Origin of the sequence: Brevibacillus nitrificans, from assembly GCF_003710965.1 — a bacterium.
GTDB lineage: Bacteria > Bacillota > Bacilli > Brevibacillales > Brevibacillaceae > Brevibacillus > Brevibacillus centrosporus.
Map to the genome: position 1 here is coordinate 237,601 of NZ_RHHU01000018.1, position 25,438 is coordinate 263,038.

Below are 25,438 nucleotides of genomic sequence, written 5' to 3' on the forward strand. Positions count from 1 at the left end.
TCCAGGTTTCTTGGTGCTATTCTACCATTCCTTTTGCGCGATTGGGCTAGGAAAACAACCTCATAGTGCTGCTCCTTCATACAAACCAACCCTTTTTCACTCAACAAAAAAAGACTCAACCATGATTGGAAGAGTCTCATTTCTCACCTGTTAAGAAAACCTCTATCGAGGCCTGTTCGAGGTGGAGCGACCGCGTTTTCGCGGAAAGTTTTACCGAAGGAATGCCAGAAGCGGACGCTGAGGCACTTCGCCATGCGCTCCGGAATTCATAAACGTAAACGCTTATAAATTCCCTTTCGTTAGAAAAGCTTCGACAGCCATTCTACAATTGGAACGCCCAAAGCCGCAATCGCCAATGCGGGAAGCATGTTTGCCACGTTGATCTTTTTTATCTCTAAAATATTGATACCGATGGCGATAATCATCAGCCCTCCGACAGCCGTGATTTCTGCCAGCATGGCATCAAGCATGGTCTGACTTACCACATTATAGATTTGGGTCGATAAAAGCGCGATCAAACTTTGATAAATAAACACCGGCACCGCTGAAAAAAGGACGCCAATTCCTAATGTAGATGTAAAAATAATAGCTGAGAATCCGTCCAATAACGCCTTTGTGTACAAAATATCGTGGTTATTGCGCAGACCGCTGTCCATTGCTCCCAAAACAGCCATAGCTCCGATGCAATAGACAAGTGTTGCGGTAACAAACCCTGTTGCAATGCCGCCTTCTTTGCCACCGCCGACCTTTTTCTCCAACCATTGGCCCAGCCGGTTCAACGCTTTTTCAATACCAATCAGTTCACCAAAAATCGATCCTACTACAATGCTCACAATCATGAGCAAAAAGTTGTCGGTCCCAAGACTCATCTGAATCCCAAGCAGGACTACTGCCAATCCAATCCCTTGCATGACCGTTTTTCGAATCGAATCCGGAATTCGTGTCAAAAGCCTTCCCAACAATGCCCCAACCACGATCGCCAGGGCATTTACCAGGGTCCCTAATAAAATCACGTTTTTCTCCTCCAACGGAAGGCATTACACAAAGGCAGCCGCGATTTCCCTGACCGCTTGAATAAGCGCTTCTACGTCTTTCTGCGTGTTGAAAATGCCATAGCTGGCCCGTACAGCGCCCTTTTGCTCTGTTCCCGCAGTTTGATGCCCTAGCGGAGTGCAATGATACCCTGACCTCGTCGCAATCCCGTACTGTTGATCGAGAATAAAAGAAACTTCAGAGGCATCTACTCCATCAATATTAAAGGACACAACACCGACACGCTCGACTTCCACGCCGGGTCCATATACTTCAACGCCCTGAATTTGCTTCAGGCCCACAAGCGTCTGCTTCGTCAGCTCCCACTCTTGCTCGCGTATGTTTTCCACGCCTTTTTCCATGACGTAGGATACCCCAGCCAGCAATCCAGCTAATCCAACGGTATTAACCGTTCCGCTCTCATAGCGATCCGGTCTGGTTGTAGGCTGATCGATCGCTTCCGATTGGCTTCCTGTTCCACCGTGAATCAACGGTTCAAGATCAATGTCATTATGAACGTACAAAGCTCCCGTCCCCTGCGGACCATACAATCCTTTATGGCCCGGGAAGGCTAGCATATCGATGTTCATCTCTTCTACATGTATGGGCAGTACACCAGCAGACTGCGATGCATCAACCAAAAAAGCCACACCATGCTGTTTTGACAGTGCACCTAGCTCTGCGATCGGCAGGATAACACCCGTCAAATTGGAAGCGTGACTGACCGCCAAAAGACGGGTATTCGGTTGGAGTGCTTTTTCAAAGTCCTCCGGGTAAAACTGATGGTCATCTCTTGGCTCCACATACGTAATCTCAACTCCGATTGTTTTACGCATGTATTCCAGAGGTCGTCGTACAGAATTATGCTCCACAGACGAAGACACCACATGATCTCCCGGCTTTAGAAACCCCTTTATAGCCTGATTGAGCGCTTGCGTCGCGTTCAGATAAAAAAAGAGGTTATTTGGGTTTTGGATCCCAAACAACCGCGATAATTGCACGCGTGTGCGAAACACGGATTTACTAGCTTTCATCCCTAAAGTATGTCCGCCTCTGCCTGGGTTTGCAGCAAAATCGTCGATGACTTCAGCCATCATTTCCTTTACAGCCGACGGTTTTGGCCAGGTAGAAGCTGCGTTATCCAAATAGATGATCGCCATGACTACCTCCTGCACTTATTTTTCCGATTGCAATAGATCAATGATTCGTTGCAAATCTTCCTGCGAGTAAAAATCGATTTCAATTTTGCCGCGTTTCGTCCCCTTCTTGATCTTGACCGAGGTCCCAAAGAGACTTCTCAGACGCTGCTCGATCTCCACCAGCACAGGCTCGTTCTTCGCGGTTTTTTTCTTCTTTGTTTCACGTGAAACATTCAGTTGTTTCACCAGCTCTTCCAGCTGTCTTGCGCTTAAGCCTTTTTCAACAACATCCTTGGCCAGTTGGTGCTGTACTTGCTCTTTCGTTACTGCCAGCAGAGCACGTGCATGTCCCATAGAAAGCTCTGCCGTCGATACCATCTTGCGGATCGTCTCAGGCAGCTGCAGCAATCGCAGCATGTTTGCCACATGCGGTCTGCTCTTTCCGATCCTCTGCGCCAATTGATCCTGTGTATAGTCATGATGGGCAATCAGTTTTTCGTAGGCTTCTGCTTCTTCCAACGGATTTAGGTTCTCCCGTTGCAGATTTTCAATCAACGCAATTTCCATCAGTTGTTGATCGGTGTAGGCTTTTACTACAACAGGGACTTGCTTCAGACCACAGAGCTTGGCAGCGCGCAGTCTTCGTTCCCCCGCTACCAGCTCAAAGCCCTTTATGCTTTTCCGTACGATCAATGGCTGAATGATCCCGTGTTCTTTAATAGACTGAGCCAGTTCCTCGATAGCGGCCGGTTCAAACTCTTTACGGGGCTGATATGGATTGGGACGAATCTCACTGACGGAAACCTCTTTGACCTGTTCCCCTTCCTCGATGAGATTGGACGTTATAAGTGCATTCAGCCCTTTTCCCAAACCTCTACTCATACCCCAACCACTTCCTTCGCCAGATCAGTATAAACTTCCGCACCCCTGGAGCGTGGATCATACGTAATGATGGCTTGTCCGTGCGATGGAGCTTCACTCAAGCGCACATTACGGGGAATAATCGTTTTGTACACTTTTTCTTGAAAGTACTTTTTCACTTCTTCAATTACTTGAATTCCCAGGTTCGTACGCGCATCCAGCATCGTCAAGACGACACCTTCAATGGCAAGCTGGGAATTCAGATGCTTTTGAACCAGACGAATCGTATTTAACAGTTGGCTCAAACCCTCTAGCGCATAGTATTCGCATTGGATCGGAATGAGCACAGAATCAGCTGCAGTCAAGGAATTCACAGTCAAAATCCCCAAGGAAGGCGGACAATCAATGATCACGAAATCGTATTTGTCTTTTACTACTTCCAGAGCCTTTTTCAAACGAACTTCACGTGAGATCGTTGGGACTAGCTCAATTTCTGCACCCGCCAGCTGAATGGTGGCCGGAATAATCATCAAACCTTCAATGTCCGTTGGCAAAGTGGCATCTACCGGGCTAATGTCGTTGATCAATACATCATAGATACAGTATCGCACATCGGCCTTGTTGACTCCGATCCCGCTGGTCGCGTTCCCCTGTGGGTCAATGTCCACCAGTAGCACCTTTTTCCCCAATGCGGCCAGACAAGCGCTTAGATTGACGGACGTAGTCGTTTTCCCGACGCCGCCTTTCTGGTTCGCAACCGCAATGATTTTACCCAACTTCTCCACCTCATTCTTTTCGTGTAGGAAAGTCTCCCTGTTACTCACAGGTTCTTAGCTGCTTATCTCAACTTTCCGGGACGCTTAAACGAGTGTACGCGCATTCCAATCGCCGTCACTCGAGCAGATTATTTTCAAGAGAAAATGCCAGTTTCATTCGAGTAAACCTGATTTGTGTAGTACATACCATGTTACCAGATTTGGCCCATCACCGTACGCTGTTTTTTTCATATTGAGGCATTTTGCCCTTATTTTTATCCAAACAAAGGCGGATGTTCCTGTTTTTCTACGGGATTCGATGACGCATGACTCATTGTTTGACGAAAACCTTGGATATCCTTGCCCTACCAAAGATTTTCCACTCTTTTTTACTCGCTAAGCAAAAGATAATGGTGCTGTCTTCAGCCGCTAATTTCACACCGGCTTTATGGTTTTTAAGACGGCACCTTGGGTAATTTTACCGTCATCCCAATTGTTTCCGAACTCAGTGTCTGGATTGGCATCGTGACACACAGATAATCGAAAAAACGACTAGCGCTCTTCCTCTCCCTACGTTTCAGGAGGCTGCTTGCTTTCGTGAAAATTAACGACAGCTGCTCTCCTGTCTCAGCCAAAATAGTGACCCTGCCTCGATCGGTATTGCCACGATAAAGTGGTAAGTTGCCGTCCTTGCACGCTGTACATCGTTAACGTTTCAGGGCAAAAGGATCCCTAGCGAAGCCAGCCTCAGCATGATTTCCCTGCACATTATCAATAGTGTTAACGAACGAGTGGCAAAAACCGAGTCAATGCCTCGCGCTGCCCACTGATGAGTTGTTATACGTTAAGAAAACCTCTATCGAGGCGTTCTCATGGAGGAGCGACCGCGTTTTAGCGGAAAGTTTTACCGAAGGAATGCCGGAAGCGGACGCTGAGGCACTTCGCCATGCGCTCCGGAATTCATAAGCGTTAGCGCTTATGAATTCCTACACGTTCAAAAAGAACGGCGGCTTGTTTGCCACCGTTCACTCCCCTCTTTGCTCGGGGTAAAAACCGTTCTATTCGGTTCGACTTACTTGTTTGTATCTTTATTTTTAGGAATCCGAATCGTAAACTGATAAAACTCGTCGTGATCTTCCTCGTCCGTCTCAAGGGAAAGTCCTGTTTGCAAAACCATATCAATGGATTGGCGAACGGTATTGATCGCAATTCGCGCATCTCTGGAGAACGCCTTCCATTTTGGCTTTGCTTCTTTTTCCTTTTTCGGATTTTCCCCTGCCTCCAGAAGCTGTTTGACCCTCACTTCTGTCTGCTTCACGTTCCATTCCCGCTCAAGAATTTCCTGTAGAACCTTCACTTGCAGTTCTGTTTGTTTTAATGGAATCAACGCACGTGCGTGACGCTCTGTTACCTGCCTGGCCAACAATGCGTCCTGGATTTCTTGTGGCAAATGAAGCAATCGGAGCTTATTGGCAATCGTAGACTGTCCTTTTCCCAACCGCTGCGCCAGACTCTCCTGCGTCAGACTGTGCAGATCGATCAGCTTTTGATAGGCAACCGCTTCTTCAATAGCAGTCAATCCTTCTCGCTGCAAGTTTTCAATTAAAGCAATCGATGCAGTTTGCGCGTCATTGAACTCTTTTACGATCGCTGGAATTCGTTCCATGCCCAACTTTTTCGTTGCACGCAAACGACGTTCTCCCGCAATCAATTCATATTGACCGTCTCTTACCCGCACAACGATCGGCTGAATCAATCCATGAGTTCGAATGGTTTGACACAACTCATCAATTCTCTCATCATCAAAAACCGTGCGAGGCTGATAAGGATTCGGCACGATCTCCTCAACCGGTATTTGTCTGATTTCCTCGTTGTCTGTTTTGTCGGTCAACCCGAAAATTCGAGAAAATGAATCCTTCACTGCCATAGAAAATCCCCCACTTCTACCCGTTCCATCCTTGCTATTTCATTCCAATCATTGGTTTTTGCCGGAAACCTTGGGTGTATTCTTGTTTGTTTGAAACAGAGAAACCAAATCCATTTCAGCGAGCTTTCCCCTCTTTTCGGTATCACCCTGTAGCAGTGGAACATGAAGCTAGGTAGCCATTGTAACGACTGCTTGTCCAGCTCATGAAAGACAACTTCCTTCGCAGCAAACACATTCCATCCAAAAGGCACGATATCTTTACTCTCCCTTTCTCGAAAAACGATCCTTCCTTCGATACATCGGGTAGCCAGATTCGTGCTTGCATAAAAAATAATGCGGCCATAGACCTTCCTGCCTTTTCCAAGGCTGGTAATGAGGTAATTGTGACCTTGTAACTTGGTGAATGCTGCCTGCCCTTCCTTTTCCATATGAAAAGGTTCCTCGGCCCTAGACGAAAAGACGCTTCAAGCTGTTTTCTGCAATGGCAAAAAAACTATTGTCCTACATACGTTCTGCGACCATTCCTACATACGTTTCTTTTCTAATTGTAATTCTGCAAGTTTCGCCCAATTCCTGCTAATGAAAAACGTTTCACGTGAAACATCAGTCGTGATCATCGTCATAGCAAACAGGCTTTCCGCGCCTGCTCTGCACTTCTTCCTCCTCTAAATGGTCTTCGGTAAAATGTGAAACTTTAGTGGCGTGAAAGAGCTTTGGAAATAATCTATGGAAATCTAGTGTTAAGTAAGCAAAAAACGCAGCCACGATGGCTGTAATATACATCCCCGCACTGAACATCAGACCAATCGCAGACGCTACCCACATCCCTGCAGCAGTAGTGAGCCCTTTGACAGACCCATTGTATTTGATGATCGCACCCGCCCCTAAAAAACCCATTCCGGTAACAACCTGTGCGGCCACCCTCCCCGGATCCTGATTAACCCCGCTTGACGAAAACCCATACATCGAAGCAAGCCCAAAGAGACAGGAACCAAAGCAAACTAGGCTGTAGGTCCGAAAGCCAGCTCCTCTTGTCCGGCTCACATCTTTAATAAAACGTTCTCTCTCCCACCCCATGATTGCCCCGGCCAAAAACGCCAAGAATAATCGCAACAGGATCGTCGGCAGCTCCGGTGGAAAAAGGAGAGCTTGGACATTTTCCATATATGTTCACCCTCTCAAAAGGCATCGCTCAGTGAAAAAGTTACTTGTATGTATATGCGATGAGAGCAAAAGACATGCCCTTCAAGGGATAGCTCACCATTTCTCTGCTTCTGCCTGAACGGAAAAATCCGAATAAGAAAACCTCTATCGAGGCTGTTCAAGGAGGAGCGACCGCGTTTTAGCGGAAAGTTTTCATGCGCTCCAGAATTCATAAGCATTACGCTTATAAATTCTTATACGTAAAAAAAAAGCCGCAGCACCTAGGCTGCGACCTATTTTTGTTACACGATTGGTTTCTTCGCTGGAATTCCTGCCTTGCGTGGGTAAGACTTTGGCGTTGCCTCCACCTTTTCCACGACGACGATGTTCCGTTCGCCTGCTTCCTCCATCAGTTGGAAGGTTTCTACCTTACGCGTCTTGCCACCCAGAGTTTTGATCGCCTTCTTCGCTTCATTTAGCTCGAGCGTCATCTCAGCGCCTTTGAGAGCGACAAAATGCCCTCCAACCTTTGCAAATGGCAGACAAAACTCAGACAACAAATTCATTCGCGCCACTGCTCGTGCGACGACGAGATCGTATTTTTCCCGATGTGCCGGCTCCTGTCCGCGCTCTTCTGCCCGACCATGGACAGGGTTCACATTCTCCAGCCCCAGCTCGCTCGCCACATGCTGCAAAAAGTTCATTCGCTTGTTCAAGGAATCGATGATCGTCATTTTCAGATGCGGGAAGCAAATCTTGAGAGGGATGCTAGGAAAGCCCGCTCCCCCTCCGATATCCACCACGGACTCTGCCTTATCAAAAGGGAAATAGAACGCCGGTGTAATGGAATCATAGAAATGCTTGTTATACACCTGTCCCTCTTCCGTAATACCTGTCAGATTCATTTTTTCATTCCATTCGACCAGCAGGTGAAAAAACTGATCAAACTGGGTCATTTGACGCTCCGTCAACACAATGCCTTTGGCGGCCAGCGCCTCAGCGAATTGTTCTTTCGTCATTTGCCTATTCTCCTTACTCCGCCGCGCCTACGCGATTGTACTGCTCCAAATATACCATCAGTACGGAAATATCTGCAGGCGTTACTCCCGCGATCCGCGCACCCTGACCGATATTTAACGGACGGATTCGCGACATGTTTTCACGCGCTTCTTTTGACATACCTGAAATTTGATGGTAGTCCAGGTTTTCCGGAATCCGGCGCTCCTCCATCTTTTTCATCCGCTCTACTTGCTGGAGCGACTTTTTGATGTAGCCATCGTATTTGATCTGAATTTCTACCTGCTCGGCTACGTCCTCTGGCAGCGGCTCAGCAAGAGGCATCATTTGAGCGATGTGGCTGTAGGTCAATTCAGGTCGGCGCAGCAGCTGTGCGAGCTCGATTACCTCAGTCAGTTCAGGTGAACCAGCTGCACGCAGTATTTCTTGAACATGCTCCATATCCGGACGAACACGCGTATTGTTCACGCGCTCTTTTTCCTGTTCAATCAGCTGCCGCTTCGCATTGAAACGGTTATAGCGATCTTCGTTGATCAGACCGATCTCGTACCCAATGTCTGTCAAACGCAGATCCGCATTGTCGTGGCGCAAAAGCAAACGATATTCGGCACGGGATGTGAGCAAACGATAGGGCTCATGGGTTCCTTTTGTGACCAAATCATCGATCAGTACCCCGATGTAAGCTTCTTCACGTCCCAAAACGACAGGTGGTTTGTCCTGCACACGGCGAGCTGCGTTGATTCCCGCCATCAAGCCTTGGCCAGCCGCTTCCTCATAGCCGGAAGTCCCGTTGATTTGTCCTGCGGTAAAGAGGCCAGGCAAAATTTTCGTTTCCAAAGATGGCCACAGCTGTGTAGGCACGACCGAATCGTACTCAATCGCATAGCCTGGCCGCATCATTTTGACTTCTTCCATTCCCGTCATCGAGCGAAGCATCGAAAGCTGCACGTCTTCTGGCAAGCTGGTAGACAAGCCTTGTACGTACATTTCCTCTGTATTGCGGCCTTCTGGCTCCAGGAAGATCTGGTGGCGCGGCTTGTCGTTGAAACGAACGACCTTATCCTCGATAGACGGACAGTAACGCGGTCCTGTTCCTTCGATCATCCCCGAGTACATAGGGGCACGATGCAGGTTGCCATTGATCAGCTCATGCGTTTGCTCGTTAGTATACGTCAGCCAGCAAGGCAATTGATCCGTGATAAACTCCGTCGTTTCATAGGAAAACGCACGCGGAACCTCGTCGCCAGGCTGGATTTCCATTTTCGTAAAATCGATGCTGTTTTTATGCACGCGTGGCGGTGTCCCGGTTTTGAAGCGTGTCATCTCAAAGCCGAGTTCTTTTAAATGATGCGCCAAACGGATGGAAGGACGCATGTTGTTCGGACCGCTCTCATACTGGAGGTCACCCAGAATGATTTTTCCGCGCAGATACGTACCCGTCGTCAAAACGACAGACTTGGCTTTATAACGCGCCCCTGTTTGGGTCACGACCCCTTCGCAGACTCCATCGTTGACGATCAGCTCTTCAACCATGGCCTGACGAAGCAACAGATTCGGTGTATTTTCGATCGTATGCTTCATTTCGTGCTGGTAGGCAAATTTATCTGCTTGCGCGCGCAGTGCGTGTACAGCAGGTCCTTTCCCCGTATTCAGCATCCGCATTTGAATGTGCGTTTTATCCGTATTGCGCCCCATTTCTCCGCCCAGCGCATCGATTTCACGCACGACATGCCCTTTTGCAGGACCGCCAACGGATGGGTTACATGGCATAAAAGCGACAGCATCCAAATTGATGGTTAACAGCAAAGTACTACAACCCATTCGGGCCGCTGCCAATGCCGCTTCACACCCCGCATGACCAGCCCCAATCACGATGACGTCAAACGAGCCAGCTTCATACATAGGTACAGCGTTCACTTTGTTTTCCTCCTCCTCGGATTTCCTATTTGCCGAGACAAAACTGCGAGAAGATCTGGTCGATCAAGTCTTCACCGACACTCTCCCCGATGACTTCTCCCAGCAGCTCCCACGCTTTTTTGATATCGATCTGAATCATATCAACAGGCATCAGCCCATCTATGCCACTCAATGCTTCGTCCATCGCCTGTTCTGCCTGTCTTAGAAGATGGATATGGCGCGCATTGCTCACATACGTCAAATCATCCTGCTGGACGCGGCCACTGAAGAAGATATCGCTGATCGCCTGCTCCAAAAGCTCAATTCCCGTCTCCTGCCTTGCCGATGTCATAATCAACGGCTGCTGCGGGAAATGACGTTTGATTTCTTCTAAATCAATCTTTTGCGGCAAGTCAAACTTGTTGACGATGACGATGACAGAAAAGCCCTTCGCCGCCTCAAAGATGGCGTAATCATCTGCACTCAATGGTTCATTATAATTGAGAACAAGCAGCACGAGGTCTGCTTTTTGCAATAACTGTCTGGATTTCTCCACACCAATTTTTTCTACAATATCCTCAGTATCGCGAATCCCGGCTGTATCGATCAGACGCAAAGGCACGCCGCGTACATTGACATACTCTTCAATCACATCACGCGTCGTTCCAGCGACATCGGTTACAATCGCTTTTTCCTCTTGCACCAGACTATTCAAAAGCGAGGATTTCCCTACATTCGGACGCCCGATAATAGCCGTAGAGAGTCCCTCACGCAAGATTTTCCCTTGTTTTGCCGTCTGCAGAAGCCGTTTGATCTCCGCTTTGACCTCTTCGCACTTGCCGCGCAAGAAATTTTGCGTAAATTCCTCAACATCATGCTCCGGATAGTCCAAAGTCACCTCGATATGCGCCATAGCTTCGATCAAATTTTGACGCAGCTGGCGAATCAGACGCGAGAGCTTCCCCTCTACCTGATTTAAAGCAACCTTCATCGCGCGGTCTGTCTTTGCCCGAATCAAATCGATCACGGCTTCCGCCTGGGATAAGTCCACCCGGCCGTTGAGAAACGCCCGCTTCGTAAACTCTCCTGGCTCCGCCAATCTGGCGCCGTTCTCCAATATCAAATCCAGCACACGCTCAACAGAAACGATCCCTCCGTGGCAATTGACTTCCACGACATCCTCTCGCGTAAACGTGCGCGGTGCCTTCATTACGGAAACGAGCACTTCCTCTACGAGTCCCCCCGTCTGTGGATCATGCAAATGTCCATAGTGAATCGTATGCGTGTCCACAGTGGACAACTCGTTTTTTCCTTTGTATATCTTATCCACAACTTCGATCGCTTCCGGTCCACTTACCCGGATCACGGCAATTCCGCCCTCACCCATCGGTGTAGCGACCGCCGCTATTGTATCGAATTTCATGCTGTTCACCTCAAGCTTTCCAATCAAAACAAGTCAGCCACTAACTTACTAGCTTACCAGATCGCCTCGAAAAATACCAAAAGAAAGTGCATCCGAACGCGTAGCCTCTCCTCCAACAGGAAAAAGCAACCCTGCCATCCAGGTTGCTTGCCGAAGTTCTTATCCACAGTATGGTCTTTTTCCATGAACTCCAACCGTCTCGCGGCTTTTGAGGTTATCCACTGTGGACAAGTTTACTACACGTCCGCAAAAAACGACAGAGAAAAACACCCGTCCACCTGAAAGCTCCGGGAACATGACAAAAAAAGGAAGCCTACTTAGAGGCTTCCTTCGGTGCGATAACAATATATCGATTGGGTTCGTCCCCTTCACTGAACGTCACGACATCGGAGCGTTTTTGCAAGAAGGCGTGTATGACTTTGCGCTCTGCCGCCGACATCGGCTCCAGCCGAACATCCCGTCTGGTCGAAAGGGCTTTTTTGGCTACCCGATCCGCGAGCTGCTCCAGGGTTTCCCTGCGGCGCAGCCGGTAGTTTTCTGCATCCAACGTGATGCGAACGTGCTTGTCCGCATGACGGTTTGCTACGACGTTTACGAGATACTGCAGTGAATCAAGAGTTTGTCCCCTACGGCCAATAATGATTCCCAGATTGGATCCCTGGATGTCAAACAGTACGCCTTCTTCATTCGATCGTTGTTCCACTTTGGCATCCACCTTCATGTTGGACAACACATCCTGAAGAAATTCACGTCCCTGGGCAACGGGGTCAAAATGAAATTCGACTTCCACTTTGGCGTCCTTGGTTCCGATCAGTCCAAAAAGGCCGCGACTCGGTTCTTCCAATACACGAACACTCGCTTTTTCACGAGGCACACCCAACTCCAGTAAAGCTTTCTGCACAGCATCGTCTATCGTTTTTGCCGTAGCTACCACCTTTTTCACTTGGAGGCTCCCTCCTTAGGAGTAAGCTTACTACCTTTATCACGGTACAGGAAATAGGTTTGCACAATGGTAAACAGGTTACCGTATACCCAGTACAGAGACAGTGCGGATGGCAATGTGACGGCGATCGCCAGGATCATCAGCGGCATCATTACTAGCATCATTTGCATCTGCGGATTTCCTTGGTTCGCCTGTCCCATCATTTTGGACTGCAAATACGTCGTAATCGCTGCCACGATCGGCAAAATATAGTACGGGTCTTTTGCGCCCAGAGTCAGCCACAGGAAGGTTTGAGACTTGATTTCCGACGTCCGGATGATAGCGTGGTAGAACGCGATCAGGATTGGCATCTGAACCAGCATCGGCAAGCATCCTGCAAGAGGATTGACACCGTTCTTCTGGAAGATCGCCATCGTTTCTTGCTGTGCTTTTTGCGGATCATTTTTGTGCTTCTCACGGATTTTTTGCATTTCCGGTTGAAGCTCCTGCATTTTCTTGGAGCTCTTGATCTGCTTGACCATCAAAGGAAGCACAATCAGACGGATAATGATCGTCGCTACCAGAATACCCAGACCGTAGTTGTTGCCGAGTATCAAAGCACTTTCTTTAATCAACCAGGACAAGGGGTAAACCAAATACTTGTCCCAGATGCCGGTTGCGTCAGGGCCGATTGGTGCAGCTGTCTGAGGGTTACAGCCCGACAAAACGAGAACCAGCAAGGTCAGCATAACGATGCTGAGGGTACGTCTACTCAAGGAAAGATCCTCCTTTTCCCCGCTTCGAATGAGGTTATGGATTATTTGTGGTTTTCCGGGACTGGATCAAACCCGCCCGGGTGAAACGGATGGCATTTCAGGATGCGACGAAGAGCCAGCCATCCTCCCCTCCACGGTCCAAATCTCCGAATCGATTCGATCGCGTAGTGAGAGCATGTAGGCGCGAATCTGCATGTAGGAGGCTTCAGCGGGGATATGAACAGCTGGTACCCACGAATCAACCAAACCATGACCTTCGCAATCATCGAATCACCCTTTTCTTCCATTATGTACGGGTGCCTGCTTGATCACCTTCGCTCTCTTCATCACGTGCAGGAGCGACTGTTCAATAGCTTCAAGCGACATGGCCTCCACACCTGGACGCGCAATGATAACGAGATCCAGTCCTTGTGGAATCCTATTTTCCAAACGCGCGACTGCTTCGCGAATAAGGCGCTTGACCCTGTTACGAATAACGGCGTTGCCAATCTTTTTGCTGACGGAAATTCCGGCACGAAAAGCAGCGGGTCCCTCCTGCTTGGCTGTGTACAGGACAAATTGCTTATTGGCAGCAGAACTTCCTCTTTGAAACACGTCTTGAAACTGCTCATTTTTTTTGAGCCGGTGTGAACGATGCAAGGTAAACAACCCCTAACATCATAATTATAGTAGAAAACGCAAACAGCATCTACCAGTATATCCTTGTTTCGTTCACTTTTTTCCCGATTCTACAGATCGAATACAAGAAATTTCTAAAAAGAGAGAAACACGTTCGGTCCCCTACATGAAAAAAAGCCAGTAAACTCTTTGTCCTCTTCGCAAAAAGGCCTTCCTGCCCTCTTGAATGTTTCACCCTTTCGGTAGCTAGGTAATCATTTTCCTTCCAAAAGGTTCAACATAATAGCAGGACTTCCTCTTTCATCGAAACAAAGAATTTTCCGACTTTAGCAAGTGAATGAAGGGTTCCCAAGAGCATTTTCCTCTATGTCACCCAAGAAAGCAAAAAAGGCCACGGAAAGTGTGGCCTATGCGGAAAGAACTTTTCTTCCTCTTTGACGACGAGCAGCCAAAACTTTACGGCCATTCTTCGTGCTCATGCGCTTACGGAATCCGTGATCCTTTTTGCGCTTACGGTTGTTAGGATTGAAAGATGGTTTCATTGCGTATACACCTCCGCCTTTACAGACATTCCTTCGCATTATAAAAAGATATGCCTAAAAAGTCAAGTGACAGTGGAATTTCCTTACCAAGTTAAATATCCCCACAAAACTATTTCCCAACATACTTTCTACCTGTGGATATCATTTTATCCACAAAAACATAATTCGACAAGATTATCTACAGCTTGTACACAAAATATTGAGATGTGAATATGTGACTAGCACCAGTGGTTGTGTTTGTGGATAAGTATGAAAAAACCATTGATGCCAAGCCTTATATCTGTTATCATATTTTTGTTTTGAAGCGTGAATAACTCCGATAGGTCAATCGGCTTTTCCACAGCATGTGGATAAATTTGTGGACAGATTCCCCCCTGTGTGTATGTTGTTACCCACAAGAGTGCGGATAAGCGTCTGCTTTTTTTCTCTTCTCCGAGTGGAATCCCTTTTTTTCGACTTTTTTTATCCACAGTCGACTACCTATGACCGTGTTGACAACCGAGTCAAACATACGCGGATAATTGCAATTTTTCATGTTCATTTCCTAGAATCGTATTTTATTATTCGGATTGCCCAAAAGGAGGGATTCTGGTTGGATGCAGCGATTAGCGAGCTATGGCGCAAGGTCCTGGCTAAGATAGAAAAATCGCTAAGCAAACCCAGTTTTGATACCTGGCTGAAGGCGACCAAGGCTACCACATTAGAAGAAGATGCATTGATCGTAGTGGCCCCGAACGACTTCGCCAGAGATTGGCTCGAAACCAGGTACTCTCAATTGATCACCGATACACTATATGAAGTGACTGGTATCAATATGAAGGTAAAATTCGTCGTCCTGCAAAATCCGGATGCCGCATTTGCCGATGAACAGCCTGCCCCACGTGCGAAGGCACCAGCCGCGCCCACAGCAGCAGACGATCAACCGCCCAGTATATTGAATCCAAAGTATACGTTTGACACATTCGTGATTGGGTCAGGAAACCGTTTCGCGCATGCAGCGTCCCTTGCTGTTGCAGAAGCTCCTGCCAAAGCGTACAATCCCCTCTTTATTTACGGGGGCGTTGGACTTGGTAAGACTCACTTGATGCACGCGATTGGCCATTATGTCATCCAGCACAATCCATCCGCAAAAGTGGTCTATTTGTCGTCTGAAAAATTTACGAACGAGTTCATCAACTCCATCCGGGACAACAAGGCCGTAGAGTTTCGCAACAAGTACCGGAGCGTAGATGTTCTCTTAATTGACGACATTCAGTTTCTGGCAGGCAAGGAATCGACGCAGGAAGAGTTTTTTCATACATTTAATGCGCTTCATGAAGAAAGCAAGCAGATCATCATTTCCTCTGACCGGCCTCCCAAGGAGATCCCGACGCTGGAGGACCGACTGCGTTCCCGCTTCGAATGGGGCCTGATTACCGATATTCAGCCGCCTGATTTGGAAACGCGGATTGCTATTTTGCGCAAAAAGGCGAAAGCGGAGAATTTGGACATTCCCAATGAGGTCATGGCTTACATCGCCAACCAGATCGACAGCAACATTCGCGAGCTGGAAGGCGCCCTGATCCGTGTAGTTGCTTACTCGTCCTTGATTAATCGCGATATTGATACGCAGCTGGCAGCAGAAGCACTGAAAGATATTATTCCGTCTTCTCGCCCTCGCGTGATCACCATCATCGATATTCAACGCGCCGTAGGAGAAGCATTCAGCCTCAAGCTGGAGGATTTCAAAGCAAAAAAGCGGACGAAAACAGTAGCTTTCCCGCGCCAAATCGCGATGTACCTCTCCAGAGAGCTGACAGATGCGTCGTTGCCGAAAATCGGTGACGAATTCGGTGGACGTGACCATACAACCGTGATCCACGCCCATGAGAAAATCTCTCGTGCACTGGCGAATGATCCGCAAATGCAGACGACCATTCAATCGCTCATTGAAAAGCTAAAAGCAAATCACTAAACCTGTGCATAACGTAAAAAGCCTATACACAACTTACCCACATGTGTATAGGCTCTCTTTTACGTGTTGGATCCACATATCCACAAATCCACAGGCCCTATTACTACTTCTGTTAAAAAGATATATCCTAATAAGATATGATAATAGCGTAGCCATTATGCATTGCTTTAAAAAAATGGCTAGAGAGAGGGAGGCTTACGTTGATGCATATCACCGTTCAACGAGACAAGCTGTCTAACGCGGTTTCACATGTCAGCAAAGCAGTATCCAGTCGCACAACAATTCCGATTTTGACCGGGATCAAGATAAAAACAGATGACGAAGGATTGACCCTGACTGCCAGTGACTCGGATATTTCCATCGAGGTTCAGATTCCTTTGGAAGAAGCAGGCGAATGGGGAGTTACGATTCATCAGCCAGGAAGTATCGTTTTGACCGCTCGCATTTTCAGCGAAATCGTTCGCAAGCTGCCTAGCAACGAAATTGACATCAAGGTAGACGATCGCTTGGTGACGCAAATTCGTTCCGGTCAGGCTGAATTTACGATCAACGGCATGGATGCAAACGAATATCCGCAATTGCCGCATCTGGAAGAGGATAAAGTATTCAGCGTTCCCTGTGATCTGCTGAAATCCATGATTCGCCAAACCGTTTTCGGTGTATCTACTTCGGAAATGCGTCCGATTTTGACAGGTCTGATGTGGTCTTTGGAGAAAGGCCAGCTGCGTTTTGTCGCAACAGACAGCCATCGCTTGGCGAGCCGCACTGCTATGGTGGAATGCCGTGAAGATCTTTCCTTCCACAACGTTGTCGTACCAGGTAAAAGTTGTAACGAACTGGTAAAAATATTGGATGACGAGCAAAATCCGGCTGACATCGTCGTAGCCGACAACCAAATTCTCGTGAAATCCAAGCACATTCTGTTCTACTCCCGCTTGCTGGAGGGAACTTACCCGGACACGACCCGGATCATTCCTCAAGGCAGCAAAACCGAGATTACGGTAAGCACCAAGGAATTTTTGCAGTCCATCGAGCGCGCTTCCTTGCTCTCACGCGAAGGAAAATCCAACGTGGTGAAGCTGGTTACACTCCCTGATGGCACTGTTGAAATTACCTCCAACGCTCCAGAGATCGGAAAAGTAACGGACATTTTGGCACCAAAAGCGATGAACGGAGAAGAGCTGAAGATCTCCTTCAACGCCAAGTACATGATCGATGCGTTGCGCGCTATCGACAGCAGCGAAATCAAAGCGAGCTTTACCGGCCCGATGAGCCCATTTGTCATTCGTCCAACTGACCATGACTGGATGCTCCATTTGATCTTGCCAGTCCGTACCTACTAGGCATTTTCTCGTAAAAGGATGTTTTTACGTAAAAGAAAGGGGCCCTACTATGCGTGAGGTTTCCATCAAGACCGAATATATTACCCTGGGGCAATTTTTAAAGCTGGCTGACGTCATTGACACGGGAGGCATGGCTAAAGCGTTTCTCGCTGAAGTTCCCATTCATATCAACGATGAGTTGGACAATCGTCGCGGACGCAAGCTGTACCCGGGAGATGAAGTGGCGATCGAAGGATTTGGCCGCTATCAGGTGGTCAGCCGCTGAGAGGAGAGCGTGATTCTTGTTTCTCAAGAACCTTTCGCTGACCAACTATCGTAATTACGAGTCGCTTTCCTTATCGTTTGACGGCCCGATCCAGCTTTTCATTGGCAACAATGCGCAGGGGAAAACCAACGTACTGGAGTCCATATACGTACTCGCCCTGGCCAAATCCCATCGCACGCCCCGGGACAAGGAGCTGATTGCATGGGAGGCCGACTATGCAGCCATCCGTAGTGATGTTCTTCGTCGCTACGGATCTGTTCGTTTGGAGCTGCAGTTGACAGCCAAGGGAAAGCGGGCCAAAATCAACGGAATGGAGCAGCAAAAGCTAAGTGCTTATGTTGGGGCACTGAATGTCGTTATGTTTGCTCCGGAGGATTTGTCTATCGTCAAAGGAGCGCCTGCCCAAAGAAGACGTTTCATCGATATGGAAATTGGCCAGGTATCCCCGACGTATCTGTATTATTTGAGCAATTACAACAAGGTATTGCAGCAACGAAACCAGCTTTTAAAGGATTTGGCGATGAAAAAAAGCCACTCTCTGGAAATGCTGGCAATTTGGAATACCCAATTAGCCGATTTAGCGGTAAAATTGTTAAAGAAGCGTTTTGAGTTCATTCGGAAGCTGGAGACGTGGGCACGCGAAATCCACACCGGCATTACCGACGGCAGGGAAACGCTCTCTTTGCATTATGAAAATTCTTCGCCAGTTACAGAAGAACTGGCAGCTGAACAGGCAGTAGATGTCATGCTGGCTGCTTATGAAGAAGTGCGCGACCGGGAAATCATGCGCGGGAGCACACTGATCGGGCCACATCGTGACGACTTTTCACTTAAAGTGAACGGCATGGATGTGCAAACGTATGGTTCGCAGGGGCAGCAACGCACCAGTGCGCTGTCCATCAAATTGGCAGAAATTGAGCTGATTAAAGAAGAAGTGGGCGAGTACCCCGTTCTTTTGTTGGATGATGTCTTATCAGAGCTGGATGAACATCGGCAAACCTTATTGCTCGAGACCATCCAGGATCGCGTACAGACGTTTGTAAGCACCACGGGTGTGGAAGGCTTAAAGCATCAGGTTCTCCAGCAAGCCTCGCGTTTCTACGTGAAGGAAGGGAGCATATCGGGGGAAAGGTAGGAAACAGGAATGTTTATACACATTGGTGGAGATACTGTGGTGAGCACGAAGGAAGTCATTTCCATTCTTGATCATCAGACAATGAAATCCTCGAAAATCAACAAGGCTTTCTTGAATGAGAAGCGCAAAACGGTAGTCGATCATAGCGAGGAAGAGACAAAATCCTATGTGATCACCCAGGACGCCATATACTGTTCACCTATTTCTTCTCTGACGCTGAAGCGACGCGCTCAGTTCGTGGACAGCTTGGATCAGGTTCCCTTTGCACAAGCTGAAGTGGAGGAGTTGACTTAACTAGTGGATCAAGCGACGAAAGATACAAACTACGACGCCAGTCAGATTCAGGTACTGGAAGGGCTGGAGGCCGTTCGTAAACGTCCCGGGATGTATATCGGGTCGACCAGCAGCCGCGGTTTGCATCACCTGGTATGGGAAATTGTCGACAACGCAATCGACGAAGCACTCGCCGGTTATTGCGATAATATTTTGGTAGTCATTCAACCGGACAACTCCATCGCGGTAACCGATAATGGCCGGGGGATTCCTACGGGTATTCATGAAAAGACCGGAAAATCGACGGTTGAGACCGTACTGACTGTCTTGCATGCCGGCGGTAAGTTTGGCGGTGGCGGATACAAAGTATCTGGTGGTTTGCACGGGGTTGGTAGCTCGGTAGTAAATGCGCTGTCCGAATGGATGGAAGTCGAAGTCAAGCAAAACGGCAACGTGTACCACATGCGTTTTCTCATGGGTGCGCCTGAAGCGGATTTGGCTATCGTAGGCGAAACGGAAGAGACTGGTACCAAGGTCACGTTTAAGCCTGACCCGACTATCTTTACCGAAACGACCGTGTTTGAGTACGATATTTTGCAAAAACGTATTCGTGAGCTGGCGTTCCTCAACAAAGGTCTGCGAATCACACTCAGAGATGCGCGTCCTGGACAAGAGCGGGAAGAATCGTTCCACTACGAGGGCGGTATCGTACAGTTCGTACAGTACCTGAACAAAAACAGGGAAGCTCTGCACGAAGAGGTAATTTATTGCGAAGGGGAAAAAGAAGGCTTGCTGGTAGAGGTCGCCCTGCAGTACAACGACAGCTACCTCAGCAATATTTACTCCTTTGCGAACAATATCAATACACACGAAGGCGGTACGCACGAGACTGGCTTTAAAACAGCACTGACTCGTGTGATTAACGACTACAGCCGCAAGTTCAACTTCCTGAAGGAAAAGGATCCAAACCTGTCCGGCGATGACGTGCGTGAAGGCATTACGGCGATCATCTCGGTAAAAATTCAGGAGCCGCAGTTTGAAGGACAAACCAAAACCAAGCTGGGTAACTCCGAAGCACGGAGCATTACCGAGTCGGTGTTTGGCGATCGCTTCAACACCTTCATGGAGGAGAACCCAGGGATCGCGAAGAAAGTCGTGGAAAAGGCCCTGATGGCTTCCCGCGCTCGTGAGGCAGCTCGGAAAGCACGTGAGATGACAAGACGGAAGAGCGCATTGGAAGTTAGTGCTCTGCCGGGTAAATTGGCGGATTGCTCTTCCAAGGACGCATCTGAATCCGAATTGTTCATCGTAGAGGGTGACTCTGCGGGTGGATCTGCGAAAATGGGACGTGATCGTCACTTCCAAGCCATTCTGCCATTGCGCGGAAAAGTATTGAACGTAGAAAAGTCTCGTCTGGACAAAATTTTGGCCAATAACGAGATCCGTGCGATCATTACGGCACTCGGTACGGGTGTAGGCGAAGACTTTGACATTTCCAAAGCGCGCTACCACAAAGTCGTCATCATGACAGATGCCGACGTGGATGGTTCTCATATTCGCACGCTCCTGCTGACGTTCTTCTATCGTTACATGAGACAGCTGATCGAAGCGGGCTATATTTATATTGCACAGCCACCGCTTTATAGCATCAAGCAAGGCAAACAGCTCCACTACGCCTACACGGACCAGCAGCGTGACGAAGTTCTCGCCACTCTCAAAACGGTTCCAAAGCCAAGTATTCAGCGCTACAAAGGGCTGGGTGAGATGAATGCCGACCAGCTGTGGGAGACAACAATGGACCCATCCATGCGTACCCTTCTGCAGGTAAATCTGGAAGACATCATGGAATCCGACAGTGTGTTTGAAACCTTGATGGGCGATGAAGTAGAACCTCGCAGAGAGTTCATTGAGCAATTTGCGGCTAGTGTGCGTGACCTCGATATTTAATGTGTTTCAAGTGACAAAAAGCTTGCCCTCTGCTGGGCAAGCTTTTTCGCATTTATTGTCTGTGCGATAGGGCTTCTGCTTGCTTTTTGACCCACAGCACTGCTTTCATTTGCGTCAAAAGGAGTAAGCCAGCTGCAAACGTGATGAGAAAACAGAATAACGCCAGGATAGATGCTACGGACCACTCTAAAACAGGGAGCACTGGGAAGGTTTGCCACCCAATGGCGATCAAACCAAGCAGGAATGCGATGCCGGAGCCATGGATCAATCCTTTTCGTACGGAAGGTTGAAGCTGCGTATACTCCGACATCCAAGCAAGAAACGGGATAACTTGGTGAGCATGAAAACCGAGGCCATGCAGCCAAATGATGTTCCCATGCAGACCGAAGTAACGACCTGCGTTAAAGGAGATCCAGACTCCTGCTGCAAAGGAAAAGAGAACGGCAATCATCGCATAGCGAATCCCCACTATGAGGTCAGGACGTAAGCGATAAGCCTTTTTGCCGAAAAACGGAATGGCTGCGAACAGATAAAACAGCACCAGCAGTAAAGCAACAAAAGTAAAAATGGAACCTACCCAGATATCAAAATCTGTGCCGCCCTTCACGAAGCGCGGGTCTACCCCTCGAAAATTTTGTACGGTTTCCGCAAAGTATGAATACAGCGCGAGGAGAATATACGACCAGCGAAAGACTGCTCTACTCGTTTTACTCAGAGCGGTAAACGGCATAATGGCTGCAGTGGACAACAGGAAAGTACCTAGAGCTGCATCGAACGAAAATGCTTTCAGCACATCTCCTTTTGGAAGCACGAAAGCCCCGTGGGTCATCACCCAAATCCCGCACACGGCTGCCAATAGAAAACCAAGTAATCCGGTGAGGACCAGCCATTTCTCCCCCTGAAAGAATGTAACGGCCACTTTCTTATCCATTCGAGCCTCTTTTATCATGTAAGTACCCCATTCCCTTAGTTATAGTCTTAAAGGTACTGGATGATTGAGAGATCCTGGAAATGACTTGAGGTTGAAATCGATCCTTACCTAGAGAATGATATTTCTGATTCGGACTAAAGTCTGAATGGGAAAAGGAAAGAATGTACGAAATTGCGTAGAGACTATCATTTTGTATTCGTTCTGTGCTCGTCATTCAAGCGTTCAAGCAGCGGGAGGGCGCGTAGAGCTGCAAACGGCATCCATTTTGAACTAGGTGGTGTCTTCTCCTCAGACGTTGCCAAGGCAGATCGTGTGGTAGGAAAGCAGCGTGCCGGTATCGTATGAATTAACATCGATCACTGGACGTTCAGCTCAATAAGGGCGCCGTGGCGTGGTTACAAAACATGAATGAAACGTCCAACCAAATGGACGGTTTAAAAAGCGCAAATATGTGACACTATATACAAAGGCACTGCTTGCCTAGGTAGGGGCAGTGCCTTTATAATTCTGATTGGTAAGCTTGATAGAAAGATTTACGATTCGAGAAAAAAAGTTTTAGAAATTCTATTGCAATGAACAAAATAATATGCTAGATTATAGTTCCAAGGGGAACACGGGCCTATAGCTCAGTTGGTTAGAGCGCACGCCTGATAAGCGTGAGGTCGGCTGTTCGAGTCAGCCTAGGCCCACCATTTATACCCTTTATGGGGCTGTAGCTCAGTTGGGAGAGCGCCTGCCTTGCAAGCAGGAGGTCATCGGTTCGATCCCGTTCAGCTCCACCATTATCTGTACATAGACTTCGGTCTGGAAATCGAATTATTCCTCGGTAGCTCAGTTGGTAGAGCAATCGGCTGTTAACCGATCGGTCGGCGGTTCGAGTCCGTCCCGAGGAGCCATCTTCGCTCCTGTAGCTCAGTCGGTAGAGCGTTTCCATGGTAAGGAAGAGGTCGCAGGTTCGATTCCTGTCGGGAGCACCATTGTACATACATATGGCCCGTTGGTGAAGCGGTTTAACACAGCAGCCTTTCACGCTGTCATACAGGGGTTCGAATCCCCTACGGGTCACCTATCACCCACACTAGTTGTTGGGGCCCCCGCAAAGTACTCGGAATATGCTGCAGAGCATACCGTCACTTTGTGGGGAAACGCGGAGGCTTAGCTCAGCTGGGAGAGCATCTGCCTTACAAGCAGAGGGTCGGCGGTTCGATCCCGTCAGCCTCCACCACTTTTGATAATGAAATCATCCAAACATGGAGCTGTGGTGAAGTTGGAGTTCACGCCGGTCTGTCACACCGGAGGTCGCGGGTTCGAGTCCCGTCAGCTCCGCCATTTCTAAAATGGCTGGTTTACTCGAGCGGCAAGTGTTTGCCAAATGCTTGAGGCTCGGTAGCTCAGTCGGTAGAGCAGAGGACTGAAAATCCTCGTGTCGGCGGTTCGATTCCGTCCCGAGCCACCATTTACACTTTCATAAATGCCGGTATAGCTCAATTGGTAGAGCACCTGACTTGTAATCAGGGGGTTGTGGGTTCAAGTCCTATTGCCGGCACCACCTTACTCAAACTGAAAATGTCCGAATGGCATTGACAGCGTATGGGTAACCTTTTACAAGGACAAGCTGGGGAGATAGCGAAGTGGCTAAACGCGGCAGACTGTAAATCTGCTCCCTCTGGGTTCGGCGGTTCGAATCCGTCTCTCCCCACCAGTTTTATACTTGGCTGTTGGGGTATAGCCAAGCGGTAAGGCAACGGACTTTGACTCCGTCATTCCTAGGTTCAAATCCTAGTACCCCAGCCATTTGCATGAGCCATTAGCTCAGTTGGTAGAGCATCTGACTTTTAATCAGAGGGTCGAAGGTTCGAGTCCTTCATGGCTCACCAGTTTTTACAACTTCACATGCGGTCGTGGCGGAATTGGCAGACGCGCTAGATTCAGGTTCTAGTGGTGGCAACACCGTGGAGGTTCAAGTCCTCTCGACCGCACCAAACAACTACAAAACACATGCGGACGTAGCTCAATTGGTAGAGCGTCGCCTTGCCAAGGCGAAGGTCGAGGGTTCGAGACCCTTCGTCCGCTCCATATGTGCCCTTAGCTCAGCTGGATAGAGCGTTTGACTACGAATCAAAAGGTCGGGAGTTCGAATCTCTCAGGGCACGCCACTTTTCATCTAAAGTGAAAAGGATATAGTCGGGAAGTAGCTCAGCTTGGTAGAGTACTTGGCTTGGGACCAAGGGGTCGCAGGTTCGAATCCTGTCTTCCCGACCATGTTTTACAACTGGATAAGCCGGTGTGGCGGAATGGCAGACGCGCGCGACTCAAAATCGTGAGGGAAACCGTGGGGGTTCAAGTCCCTTCACCGGCACCATATTTTTGCGGGTGTAGTTCAATGGTAGAACTCCAGCCTTCCAAGCTGGTCGCGTGGGTTCGATTCCCATCACCCGCTCCATTTTTTTGCGGAGGGATACCGAAGTGGTCATAACGGGGCGGTCTTGAAAACCGTTAGAGTGAAAGCTCACGCGGGTTCGAATCCTGCTCCCTCCGCCATTTAGCCTATAATATTGTGGCGGCGTAGCTCAGCTGGTTAGAGCGTTCGGTTCATACCCGAAAGGTCGGGGGTTCGATTCCCTCCACCGCTACCATAGGGGCATAGTTTAAAGGTAGAACGAAGGTCTCCAAAACCTTTGGTGTGGGTTCAATTCCTACTGCCCCTGCCAAAGAATTCTTATACTCATTATGGCGGTCGTGGCGAAGGGGTTAACGCACCGGATTGTGGCTCCGGCACTCGTGGGTTCAAGTCCCATCGATCGCCCCATTTTCAAATAACAATATATGTCTCAGTAGCTCAGCTGGATAGAGCATCCGCCTTCTAAGCGGACGGTCGGGAGTTCGAACCTCTCCTGAGACGTTTTTTCATGCGGTCGTGGTGGAATTGGCAGACACACCATCTTGAGGGGGTGGCGGGGCGACCCGTGCGAGTTCGAGTCTCGCCGACCGCACCATGTATATCTGGTTGATTGAGAAATAACTCTTGATTTACTGGTTACTACATGCTATAGTAAGGTTCTGCCCACAAAGACAGTAAAGTGTGGTAGAAAAAATCAAATGAGATTGAAAAAAAGTTGTTGACTTGTTTCTCTCGATTTGATATTATGAAATTCCGCGGTTGAGACCGCTGGACAACATGCTCTTTGAAAACTGAACAGCGAAAGCGTTGATGAGTCTATCATGAAATGATTTGCCAGCTTTGAACCAGATACAAACTTTATTGGAGAGTTTGATCCTGGCTCAGGACGAACGCTGGCGGCGTGCCTAATACATGCAAGTCGAGCGAGTCTCTTCGGAGGCTAGCGGCGGACGGGTGAGTAACACGTAGGCAACCTGCCTCTCAGACTGGGATAACATAGGGAAACTTATGCTAATACCGGATAGGTTTTTGGATCGCATGATCCGAAAAGAAAAGGCGGCTTTAAGCTGTCACTGGGAGATGGGCCTGCGGCGCATTAGCTAGTTGGTGGGGTAATGGCCTACCAAGGCGACGATGC

22 protein-coding genes, 24 tRNA genes and 1 rRNA gene are annotated in these 25,438 nt (G+C 48.5%); 31 read left to right on the plus strand and 16 right to left on the minus strand.

The window, feature by feature from the left end:
• Nucleotides 1–299: 299 nt before the first annotated feature.
• The 15 genes from EDM59_RS26635 to rpmH all read right to left on the minus strand — a co-directional run bounded on the left by EDM59_RS26635 (nucleotide 300) and on the right by rpmH (nucleotide 14,051).
• Nucleotides 300–1,013 carry a DUF554 domain-containing protein gene (locus tag EDM59_RS26635; RefSeq protein WP_122926426.1) on the minus strand — a complete coding sequence of 238 codons (714 nt, stop codon included), beginning with the start codon at nucleotides 1,011–1,013 and terminating at the stop codon, nucleotides 300–302.
• 24 nt (nucleotides 1,014–1,037) lie between these two features.
• Nucleotides 1,038–2,192 (minus strand): aminotransferase class V-fold PLP-dependent enzyme, encoded by a 1,155-nt coding sequence (locus EDM59_RS26640; protein WP_122926427.1) that lies wholly within the window; start codon nucleotides 2,190–2,192, stop codon nucleotides 1,038–1,040.
• A gap of 15 nt (nucleotides 2,193–2,207) precedes the next feature.
• Nucleotides 2,208–3,053 carry a ParB/RepB/Spo0J family partition protein gene (locus tag EDM59_RS26645; RefSeq protein WP_122926428.1) on the minus strand — a complete coding sequence of 282 codons (846 nt, stop codon included), beginning with the start codon at nucleotides 3,051–3,053 and terminating at the stop codon, nucleotides 2,208–2,210.
• Nucleotides 3,050–3,808, minus strand: coding sequence for a ParA family protein (locus tag EDM59_RS26650; protein ID WP_092271130.1), 759 nt, complete (start codon nucleotides 3,806–3,808; stop codon nucleotides 3,050–3,052). Before EDM59_RS26650 ends, EDM59_RS26645 begins: the two co-directional genes overlap by 4 nt.
• Before the next feature lie 1,051 nt (nucleotides 3,809–4,859).
• Complete coding sequence (gene noc / locus EDM59_RS26655) at nucleotides 4,860–5,714, minus strand: nucleoid occlusion protein (RefSeq protein WP_122926429.1); 855 nt, start codon at nucleotides 5,712–5,714, stop codon at nucleotides 4,860–4,862.
• Entirely contained in the window at nucleotides 5,705–6,142 is a 438-nt protein-coding gene (locus EDM59_RS26660) for a hypothetical protein (RefSeq protein ID WP_122926430.1), read from the minus strand. Before EDM59_RS26660 ends, noc begins: the two co-directional genes overlap by 10 nt.
• A gap of 175 nt (nucleotides 6,143–6,317) precedes the next feature.
• The gene (locus tag EDM59_RS26665; protein WP_122926431.1) at nucleotides 6,318–6,878 is read right to left on the minus strand and encodes an MgtC/SapB family protein; all 561 of its coding nucleotides are present in this window, start codon (nucleotides 6,876–6,878) and stop codon (nucleotides 6,318–6,320) included.
• Between the two features lie 281 nt (nucleotides 6,879–7,159).
• The gene (gene rsmG, locus EDM59_RS26670; RefSeq protein WP_122926432.1) at nucleotides 7,160–7,876 is read right to left on the minus strand and encodes a 16S rRNA (guanine(527)-N(7))-methyltransferase RsmG; all 717 of its coding nucleotides are present in this window, start codon (nucleotides 7,874–7,876) and stop codon (nucleotides 7,160–7,162) included.
• Nucleotides 7,877–7,889: 13 nt separating this feature from the next.
• Nucleotides 7,890–9,791, minus strand: a complete 1,902-nt coding sequence (gene mnmG / locus EDM59_RS26675; RefSeq protein WP_122926433.1) for a tRNA uridine-5-carboxymethylaminomethyl(34) synthesis enzyme MnmG — start codon at nucleotides 9,789–9,791, stop codon at nucleotides 7,890–7,892.
• Nucleotides 9,792–9,816: 25 nt separating this feature from the next.
• Nucleotides 9,817–11,193, minus strand: a complete 1,377-nt coding sequence (gene mnmE, locus EDM59_RS26680) for a tRNA uridine-5-carboxymethylaminomethyl(34) synthesis GTPase MnmE (protein ID WP_092271112.1) — start codon at nucleotides 11,191–11,193, stop codon at nucleotides 9,817–9,819.
• Between the two features lie 313 nt (nucleotides 11,194–11,506).
• The gene (jag, locus tag EDM59_RS26685) at nucleotides 11,507–12,136 is read right to left on the minus strand and encodes an RNA-binding cell elongation regulator Jag/EloR (RefSeq protein WP_122926434.1); all 630 of its coding nucleotides are present in this window, start codon (nucleotides 12,134–12,136) and stop codon (nucleotides 11,507–11,509) included.
• Complete coding sequence (gene yidC, locus EDM59_RS26690; protein ID WP_092271106.1) at nucleotides 12,133–12,891, minus strand: membrane protein insertase YidC; 759 nt, start codon at nucleotides 12,889–12,891, stop codon at nucleotides 12,133–12,135. The genes jag and yidC overlap by 4 nt, the downstream gene beginning before the upstream one ends.
• 41 nt (nucleotides 12,892–12,932) lie before the next feature.
• Nucleotides 12,933–13,157: a membrane protein insertion efficiency factor YidD gene (gene yidD, locus EDM59_RS26695; protein ID WP_092271940.1), complete on the minus strand. Its 225-nt coding sequence runs from the start codon at nucleotides 13,155–13,157 to the stop codon at nucleotides 12,933–12,935.
• Nucleotides 13,158–13,161: 4 nt separating this feature from the next.
• The gene (rnpA, locus tag EDM59_RS26700; RefSeq protein ID WP_122926435.1) at nucleotides 13,162–13,530 is read right to left on the minus strand and encodes a ribonuclease P protein component; all 369 of its coding nucleotides are present in this window, start codon (nucleotides 13,528–13,530) and stop codon (nucleotides 13,162–13,164) included.
• A 386-nt stretch (nucleotides 13,531–13,916) separates the two neighbouring features.
• On the minus strand, nucleotides 13,917–14,051 hold the full coding sequence (gene rpmH / locus EDM59_RS26705) for a 50S ribosomal protein L34 (protein WP_092271100.1): 135 nt from the start codon (nucleotides 14,049–14,051) through the stop codon (nucleotides 13,917–13,919).
• 592 nt (nucleotides 14,052–14,643) lie between these two features.
• Between rpmH and dnaA the strand changes: the two genes are divergently transcribed.
• From dnaA to gyrB, 6 genes are all read left to right on the plus strand, one after another.
• Nucleotides 14,644–16,005 (plus strand): chromosomal replication initiator protein DnaA, encoded by a 1,362-nt coding sequence (gene dnaA / locus EDM59_RS26710; protein ID WP_092271097.1) that lies wholly within the window; start codon nucleotides 14,644–14,646, stop codon nucleotides 16,003–16,005.
• Nucleotides 16,006–16,208: 203 nt separating this feature from the next.
• A complete protein-coding gene (dnaN, locus tag EDM59_RS26715; protein WP_122926436.1) occupies nucleotides 16,209–17,348 on the plus strand; it encodes a DNA polymerase III subunit beta in 1,140 nt (379 codons plus the stop codon).
• Nucleotides 17,349–17,397: 49 nt separating this feature from the next.
• On the plus strand, nucleotides 17,398–17,613 hold the full coding sequence (gene yaaA, locus EDM59_RS26720; protein ID WP_092271091.1) for a S4 domain-containing protein YaaA: 216 nt from the start codon (nucleotides 17,398–17,400) through the stop codon (nucleotides 17,611–17,613).
• A 16-nt stretch (nucleotides 17,614–17,629) separates the two neighbouring features.
• Entirely contained in the window at nucleotides 17,630–18,748 is a 1,119-nt protein-coding gene (recF, locus tag EDM59_RS26725; protein WP_122926437.1) for a DNA replication/repair protein RecF, read from the plus strand.
• A 9-nt stretch (nucleotides 18,749–18,757) separates the two neighbouring features.
• A complete protein-coding gene (gene remB / locus EDM59_RS26730) occupies nucleotides 18,758–19,042 on the plus strand; it encodes an extracellular matrix regulator RemB (protein ID WP_092271085.1) in 285 nt (94 codons plus the stop codon).
• Between the two features lie 3 nt (nucleotides 19,043–19,045).
• Nucleotides 19,046–20,968, plus strand: a complete 1,923-nt coding sequence (gene gyrB / locus EDM59_RS26735; RefSeq protein WP_122926438.1) for a DNA topoisomerase (ATP-hydrolyzing) subunit B — start codon at nucleotides 19,046–19,048, stop codon at nucleotides 20,966–20,968.
• Nucleotides 20,969–21,020: 52 nt separating this feature from the next.
• Here the strand turns inward: gyrB and EDM59_RS26740 are convergent, their stop codons facing one another.
• The gene (locus EDM59_RS26740) at nucleotides 21,021–21,899 is read right to left on the minus strand and encodes a hypothetical protein (protein ID WP_122926439.1); all 879 of its coding nucleotides are present in this window, start codon (nucleotides 21,897–21,899) and stop codon (nucleotides 21,021–21,023) included.
• 615 nt (nucleotides 21,900–22,514) lie between these two features.
• Here EDM59_RS26740 and EDM59_RS26745 point away from each other — a divergent pair.
• The 25 genes from EDM59_RS26745 to EDM59_RS26865 all read left to right on the plus strand — a co-directional run.
• Nucleotides 22,515–22,591 (plus strand) — tRNA-Ile (locus EDM59_RS26745).
• Nucleotides 22,592–22,605: 14 nt separating this feature from the next.
• Nucleotides 22,606–22,681 (plus strand) — tRNA-Ala (locus tag EDM59_RS26750).
• Between the two features lie 38 nt (nucleotides 22,682–22,719).
• Nucleotides 22,720–22,795, plus strand: a tRNA-Asn gene (locus EDM59_RS26755).
• Between the two features lie 5 nt (nucleotides 22,796–22,800).
• Nucleotides 22,801–22,876 (plus strand) — tRNA-Thr (locus EDM59_RS26760).
• A 14-nt stretch (nucleotides 22,877–22,890) separates the two neighbouring features.
• A tRNA-Glu gene (locus tag EDM59_RS26765) sits at nucleotides 22,891–22,964 on the plus strand.
• 84 nt (nucleotides 22,965–23,048) lie between these two features.
• A tRNA-Val gene (locus EDM59_RS26770) sits at nucleotides 23,049–23,124 on the plus strand.
• A gap of 27 nt (nucleotides 23,125–23,151) precedes the next feature.
• Nucleotides 23,152–23,228, plus strand: a tRNA-Asp gene (locus EDM59_RS26775).
• A gap of 51 nt (nucleotides 23,229–23,279) precedes the next feature.
• Nucleotides 23,280–23,355 (plus strand) — tRNA-Phe (locus tag EDM59_RS26780).
• Nucleotides 23,356–23,372: 17 nt separating this feature from the next.
• Nucleotides 23,373–23,448, plus strand: a tRNA-Thr gene (locus tag EDM59_RS26785).
• 68 nt (nucleotides 23,449–23,516) lie between these two features.
• Nucleotides 23,517–23,601 (plus strand) — tRNA-Tyr (locus EDM59_RS26790).
• 17 nt (nucleotides 23,602–23,618) lie between these two features.
• A tRNA-Gln gene (locus EDM59_RS26795) sits at nucleotides 23,619–23,693 on the plus strand.
• Nucleotides 23,694–23,700: 7 nt separating this feature from the next.
• Nucleotides 23,701–23,776 (plus strand) — tRNA-Lys (locus EDM59_RS26800).
• 18 nt (nucleotides 23,777–23,794) lie between these two features.
• Nucleotides 23,795–23,881, plus strand: a tRNA-Leu gene (locus EDM59_RS26805).
• Nucleotides 23,882–23,899: 18 nt separating this feature from the next.
• Nucleotides 23,900–23,975: transfer RNA gene (locus EDM59_RS26810), tRNA-Gly, on the plus strand.
• Between the two features lie 3 nt (nucleotides 23,976–23,978).
• Nucleotides 23,979–24,055, plus strand: a tRNA-Arg gene (locus EDM59_RS26815).
• A 29-nt stretch (nucleotides 24,056–24,084) separates the two neighbouring features.
• Nucleotides 24,085–24,161: transfer RNA gene (locus EDM59_RS26820), tRNA-Pro, on the plus strand.
• 18 nt (nucleotides 24,162–24,179) lie between these two features.
• Nucleotides 24,180–24,261: transfer RNA gene (locus EDM59_RS26825), tRNA-Leu, on the plus strand.
• A 7-nt stretch (nucleotides 24,262–24,268) separates the two neighbouring features.
• Nucleotides 24,269–24,342 (plus strand) — tRNA-Gly (locus EDM59_RS26830).
• A 9-nt stretch (nucleotides 24,343–24,351) separates the two neighbouring features.
• Nucleotides 24,352–24,440 (plus strand) — tRNA-Ser (locus tag EDM59_RS26835).
• A gap of 18 nt (nucleotides 24,441–24,458) precedes the next feature.
• Nucleotides 24,459–24,535, plus strand: a tRNA-Met gene (locus EDM59_RS26840).
• Nucleotide 24,536: 1 nt separating this feature from the next.
• Nucleotides 24,537–24,610 (plus strand) — tRNA-Trp (locus EDM59_RS26845).
• A 22-nt stretch (nucleotides 24,611–24,632) separates the two neighbouring features.
• Nucleotides 24,633–24,708: transfer RNA gene (locus EDM59_RS26850), tRNA-His, on the plus strand.
• Nucleotides 24,709–24,727: 19 nt separating this feature from the next.
• Nucleotides 24,728–24,801: transfer RNA gene (locus EDM59_RS26855), tRNA-Arg, on the plus strand.
• Between the two features lie 9 nt (nucleotides 24,802–24,810).
• Nucleotides 24,811–24,895, plus strand: a tRNA-Leu gene (locus tag EDM59_RS26860).
• Nucleotides 24,896–25,158: 263 nt separating this feature from the next.
• Nucleotides 25,159–25,438: ribosomal RNA gene (locus EDM59_RS26865) — 16S ribosomal RNA — on the plus strand; the annotation flags it as partial.

Bases quoted from the DNA above. Each gene is read 5' to 3' on its own strand.
- yidD (WP_092271940.1), bottom strand. From the start codon at position 13,157: ATGATTGCGAAGGTCATGGTTTGGTTGATTCGTGGGTACCAGCTGTTC.
- EDM59_RS26665 (WP_122926431.1), bottom strand. From the start codon at position 6,878: ATGGAAAATGTCCAAGCTCTCCTTTTTCCACCGGAGCTGCCGACGATC.
- EDM59_RS26660 (WP_122926430.1), bottom strand. From the start codon at position 6,142: ATGGAAAAGGAAGGGCAGGCAGCATTCACCAAGTTACAAGGTCACAAT.
- dnaN (WP_122926436.1), top strand. From the start codon at position 16,209: ATGCATATCACCGTTCAACGAGACAAGCTGTCTAACGCGGTTTCACAT.
- yaaA (WP_092271091.1), top strand. From the start codon at position 17,398: ATGCGTGAGGTTTCCATCAAGACCGAATATATTACCCTGGGGCAATTT.
- EDM59_RS26740 (WP_122926439.1), bottom strand. From the start codon at position 21,899: ATGGATAAGAAAGTGGCCGTTACATTCTTTCAGGGGGAGAAATGGCTG.
- EDM59_RS26640 (WP_122926427.1), bottom strand. From the start codon at position 2,192: ATGGCGATCATCTATTTGGATAACGCAGCTTCTACCTGGCCAAAACCG.
- rpmH (WP_092271100.1), bottom strand. From the start codon at position 14,051: ATGAAACCATCTTTCAATCCTAACAACCGTAAGCGCAAAAAGGATCAC.
- EDM59_RS26645 (WP_122926428.1), bottom strand. From the start codon at position 3,053: ATGAGTAGAGGTTTGGGAAAAGGGCTGAATGCACTTATAACGTCCAAT.
- mnmE (WP_092271112.1), bottom strand. From the start codon at position 11,193: ATGAAATTCGATACAATAGCGGCGGTCGCTACACCGATGGGTGAGGGC.
- noc (WP_122926429.1), bottom strand. From the start codon at position 5,714: ATGGCAGTGAAGGATTCATTTTCTCGAATTTTCGGGTTGACCGACAAA.
- rsmG (WP_122926432.1), bottom strand. From the start codon at position 7,876: ATGACGAAAGAACAATTCGCTGAGGCGCTGGCCGCCAAAGGCATTGTG.
- remB (WP_092271085.1), top strand. From the start codon at position 18,758: ATGTTTATACACATTGGTGGAGATACTGTGGTGAGCACGAAGGAAGTC.